The sequence below is a fragment of the Gardnerella sp. 26-12 genome (genome assembly GCF_001660745.1).
GTDB lineage: Bacteria > Actinomycetota > Actinomycetes > Actinomycetales > Bifidobacteriaceae > Bifidobacterium > Bifidobacterium swidsinskii.
The window spans coordinates 1-5,429 of record NZ_LWSR01000110.1; the positions used below are offsets into that span (position 1 = coordinate 1).

Consider the following 5,429-nt stretch of genomic DNA (forward strand, 5'->3'; position numbering starts at 1 on the left):
CGTACAAATACGTGCAGATACGAAACGTATAAAAATAAAAACTGTAAATTATGCAACACGTGGCACGAGAAGGATACGCTCATGAATGACGATGCAATTCACCAATGGCTCATTGAATGCTTTGGGCCAATACAAGGAGAAGAAGCATGGAAACAACTTGATCAGCTTCCGTTTGAGCTACGCGAACAACTCTTAAATCAGAATCCAGATAAGCTTCCTAAACCAGACGAAGTTCGCGGAATGATGCAAGCTTTTAGTGCAGGCGGTCTTAATAATCCGTACGAAATGGAAGCAACACTTGAAGAAGGGCCAATTAATCGCAAGTTAGCGCAATCTATTGCTTTACAGCACGCTAATGGCGATCAAGGAAATGTAAATGCAGACGTAGCAGATGCCACACGAAGAGCTTTAAGCCAAGCGAACTTATGGCTAGATATAACGTGCAATTTCAATCCTGCTCCTGGAACGCCAGAAGTATTGTCTAGAGCTGATTGGGTAGAAAAAACGCTTGAAGCTTGGGTTAAATTCGCTAATCCTGTTGCAAAATCAGTAAATGAAGCACTCACTTCTGTTATTGAAGAGCGATTCCGAGATGTGGATAATGCTGAAGTAAAAGGATTATTTGCAGGAGTTGTGCCGATTCCGTTGCCTGAAGGAATGAATAATCCAGCGCAACTCATGAAACTGCTTGGAAACACTTCGTTTGCTATGCAACTGGGTCAAGCAGCTGGAGCACTTTCACACGAAGTACACGGCAGTTTTGATCAAGGTCTTGCGCTGTTGCAAAATCCTGCAGGCGGATTAATTCCATACAACTGCATTGAGTATGCAAAAGTGTGGGAGTTGGATGTTACAGAAGTCATGAATTATTTGGCTTTGCGAGAAGCTGCACACGCAAGATTATTTGCATCCGTGCCATGGCTTATGCCACGATTTGAAGCACTGATTATTAAGTACGCAAACGGAATAAGTATTGATTTAGAGGCTATGGAAGAACAGCTTCGCGACGTGGAAACAATGAATCCGGAAGCAATTTCAGGAGCTGTTAATTTGCAAAATATTGGCAGCAATGATTCTGAGGAGCAGCGTCAAGCTTTGCACAGTTTGGAAACTTTGCTTGCACTTGTTGAAGGTTGGGTTGATTGCGTTACATGGCAGTCTGGAATGGCTCATATTGTGCACATTGAGCAGTTGCGAGAGATGATGCGTCGCGAGCGAGCTGCAGGAGGACCTGCAGAAGTGACGTTTGAATCGTTACTTGGTTTGCATTTGCGCCCTCGCCGTATGCGCGAGGCATCGCAATTGTGGGAAAAGTTGACTCGCGAGCGCGGTATTGAAGAGCGAGATAGCTTGTGGAGTCATCCAGATTTGTTGCCAACTTTGCCGGAAGCTAGCGAAGTTACGAAAGACGCTAGTAATGAAGGTAAAGCTGGTAACGAAAGTAAAGCTGGTGACGCAGGTAACGCAGGTGACGAAGTTACGAAAGAAATCGATGCGGAGGATGCAACGAAAACTGCTGCAAAAAATGCAATAGAAACTCAGTCTAACCAAACTAGTGAAGCAACTGAAAAAACTAGCGAAACTAGCGAAAGTCACGAAAGTGCAGACAGTTACGAAAGTAACAAAAATACTGCTAACGCTATCGAAAATGCGCCTATCGAAAAATCTTTTGAAAAATTAACAGAAGACGATTTAGGCACAAATGATTGGGATGCTGAACTTAGCAAGCTTTTGGAAGAGGATGCACGCCAAAAGAAGCAAAACAGCGAAACCGGTAACGAAACTGGCGACGAAACTGGCGACGAATCCGGTAGCGAAGCTGGCAACGAATCCGGCAATTCCGACGAAACTGATGCTGACGGCGAATAAAACTCTTGTAAAACTCCTGATTCAATAACAATCCAGCTGAATAATCGACATCAACGCTCAAAACGGCATAAACTGTGCAACTGTGTAAAGAAAAGGTCGGTCTCAACCAAAAACGACCAAAACTTTACACGAGCGTAAAATTTATGCCGCGAGATTAAGCCAGAAAGCGGCTAGGCACGCGATTCATGCCAGTTCCACTGTCTTTTCTAGAAGCGTAAGAAAGATGCAAAGTCTTTTCTGCGCGAGTTATTGCAACGTACATAAGTCTGCGCTCTTCTTCCAAAGCACTGTCATCAGTCGTAGAGCCAAAAGGAATAAGCCCTTCAGAGCAGCCAATTACGTAAACATGCGCAAACTCTAAACCTTTAACAGCATGAATAGTTGAAACAGTAACAGTTGAAATATTAGAAGATGCAAAAATGTCAGAAATACCTTGAGAACCGTAGCTTTGCGCATCCTCTAAAACATTTCGCTGCCACCCCACGTCTTTTCTCACGCGATACGGAAGTTTTGCTGCTTTTAACGCTTTACAAACTACTTGCTGTTGAGCATTGGTTCTCGTTAGTATTGCGCACTCCCCAAGATGCGCAACGCCGCTTTTTACAAGTTTTGCAATTTGCTCAACTACACCCAAAGCTTCTTCAACATCGGTTGCAAAAACTTGCTGGCTAACACGAACGCCGCCTTTTGTTGCCGCCTTAACTTTTACGTAATCCTTTTTATGCGCAGAAGCCGCAAGCACTCTATTAGCAAGACCTACTATGCGTTCTGTGGAGCGGTAGTCGGTATTCAAACTAATATCTGCTCCAAGAGGAGCAAATTCTTGCGGAAATGAAAGCAAATAGTAACTATTCGCACCTGCAAACGAGTAGATTGTTTGCGCAGGATCGCCCACTACGCAAATATCGCGGTTCTGCCCCATCCATAATCGCAACAATTCGTGCTGTAAAGGAGACACATCCTGATATTCGTCAACTGTGATCCATCCGATTGATTGCTTAATACGGTTTGCAGCTTCCGGAAAATTTCGTAAAATATGGCAGCAAAGTAGAAGAATATCGTTAAAATCGATGCAATTATGCGCATTTTTTTCGGTTTCGTAAGCTTCATATATATCGACAAATTGCTGCGGCTCTAAACCTGCAGGAGGCAAACGGTGCGTAGAAGCGCACACACGCAAGTAATCGTCAGGCGCAATAAGCGAAACTTTCGCCCAATTAATTTCTGCCAAAATATCGCGAGTTTGCAACAAAGTCATATCCGCAAAATCCGGATAACGCTTAAGCGCAGAAGCTATGATTTGCTGAGAATCATTCATAATTGATGGAAATTGTGCTGAACAGACGTCGTTCCACACGCTGCGAATGTGTTGCAAAGCCGCAGAATGAAATGTTGAGACGCATCCAACATTACTTACACCAAGAGCCTCAATACGCGATCTCATTTCCGCAGCTGCTTTTACAGAAAAAGTAACTGCCAAAACTCTTTCAGGATCCCACTTACCAGTAGCGCAAGCATACGCAATTCTGCGCGTAATAGTGCGCGTTTTACCAGCTCCTGCACAAGCTATAATGCGCACTGGCCCTTCTAGTGCGGTAGCAGCTTCGCGTTGCGAATTATCCAACCCGTCTAAAAGTGCTTCTGGAGAAGTCACTTGAGAAGTTTTAGAAGTCACTTGCGAAGGTTCTGGTGAAGAATTCATAATTCTATTGTTGCAGCAATAACAACGCTTACGCAACAAGAATAAAAATATGTGTATAACTTACAAAAAATTGGCAAAATTTCGGTGCTTTGTATTACTGTGGGAGTGTGACACAACTCAGTAGATTCAAGTTGGCAGCACTGGCATCTGCAGCCATGCCCGAAGTACAGTTTGCAGGAACACGCCAAAGTGAGCAAGTTAATGCCACTGATACCGCGGCTGGAATTTCTCACGCCGTTGTGCAAGATATTTCCGGTAAGCTTTACGACGTTTTTATCAGTGCGGATAGTAAAGGTCGCAAGCGTTTGCATGACCGGGCTCGTGCAGCATGGACTCTTGAGCACAGTAAAGATTTGGCAGCTTTGGGATTCGCTTACGACACTATGCTCACGTTTATGCCAGGAAAACGCGAAGATGCTAATAATAACGCTGGAAATGTTGCAAATAATGTAACCGATGAAAATTCTACAGTTGCTGGCACTCAGCAATACGTACAACAGCAATCTACACAACAGCAATCTATACGAATGTCAAGCATTATTGCCAACAACAACGATGAAGACACTGTGCTTATTTGCGAACATCTTGAAGGTAGCGCTCGCGACTTGCGTCTTCTTACTACTGACGATTGCGCAAATGTTGGAACTGCAATCGGCGCTATTCATCGCCTGCGCCCTACTTTCGTAACGCGCGGAAAATACTCTGCTTTTACTACTGGTCAAATTCGCGCACAGTTAACCGGTTGGATTAAAAGACTTCGTCAAGCCGGTCATATTCCAACCGAAATTACTGACAGTTGGTCAAGAGTGTTGGAAACTGAAGGATTGTGGTCATTTGAAACTTGCCCAGTACACGGCGGTTTTATGGATGGCGACATTTTGTTTGCTGGCTCAACAATTACTGCTGTGACAAATTGGCAAAGAATGCAAATTAACGATCCTGCGCGCGATTTGGCTTGGATTTTTGCAAAACTTAACGAGCAGCGCCGAAACGCAGTGCTTTCTGCATACGGTAGAATTATGGGTTCTCGTTTAGATAGTTTGATTATGCTTCGCGCAAACTTGTGGCTGCAAATGGAACAAGTTGGCGATTTTGTTCAAGCTTTGCAACGTGCAGATAACACTAGTATTATGCGTTTTAAGGCTCAAGTTGAGCGTTTAGCGCACGAGCTTAGTCGTATTAGCAATGCACAAACTGCTAAAACTGGTCGTGCTGCAGGAAATCCCGTCTCGACTATTACAGTTGGAACGCTTCTTGAAAATGACAATACGCAAAGTCGCCAAATTTCTAAGAATAATTCTACTGAAAACCAACTAAACACTGGAAATAGCGACGAAACTCATGAGCGAGACATTACTTCAGAAAGAAATACTGAATTAAATAACACTCAAGACGAGACTTACGATAGCAACAAAACTATAAGCGACGATACTCATGAGCGCAAAGTTCAATATGCTGGCACACACGCAGCTAACGCTGAGGAGGCTGAAAAAGCAGCACAACTCGCTGACGACACAGCAACTCAAGTAATTACTCATGTAAAAACTCAAACAGTACACGAAACCGCAGAAACTATTGTGCAAACTGCAATGAGTAAATCTGCCGATAGCAATGCTAGTGCTGAGCATGAAAACGTTAGTAACGCTGGTAGCAATGAGGAAGCTAAGGACGCCAAGAACAACAATGATTCTGAGGTTAAGGATGAAGTTATAGTTGAGCGTGACAGTAAGGTTGATAGCGCAAACGAGACTTCTTCGGACTCAAAACTTTCTGAAGATACAGAAAGAAATACGCAAAAAAATGACGATAAACCAGAAACCGTAATCATCCCTCTGCTAGCTGTCTCTTATACACATCT

General features: G+C 43.7%; 2 protein-coding genes. One reads left to right on the plus strand and one right to left on the minus strand.

The features are described from left to right. Positions 1 to 81 precede the first annotated feature (81 nt). Positions 82 to 1,869, plus strand: coding sequence for a zinc-dependent metalloprotease (locus A5295_RS05405; protein ID WP_064622057.1), 1,788 nt, complete (start codon positions 82 to 84; stop codon positions 1,867 to 1,869). 154 nt (positions 1,870 to 2,023) lie between these two features. Here the strand turns inward: A5295_RS05405 and A5295_RS05410 are convergent, their stop codons facing one another. Then, positions 2,024 to 3,571 carry an ATP-dependent helicase gene (locus tag A5295_RS05410; RefSeq protein ID WP_004110548.1) on the minus strand — a complete coding sequence of 516 codons (1,548 nt, stop codon included), beginning with the start codon at positions 3,569 to 3,571 and terminating at the stop codon, positions 2,024 to 2,026. Positions 3,572 to 5,429 lie beyond the last annotated feature (1,858 nt).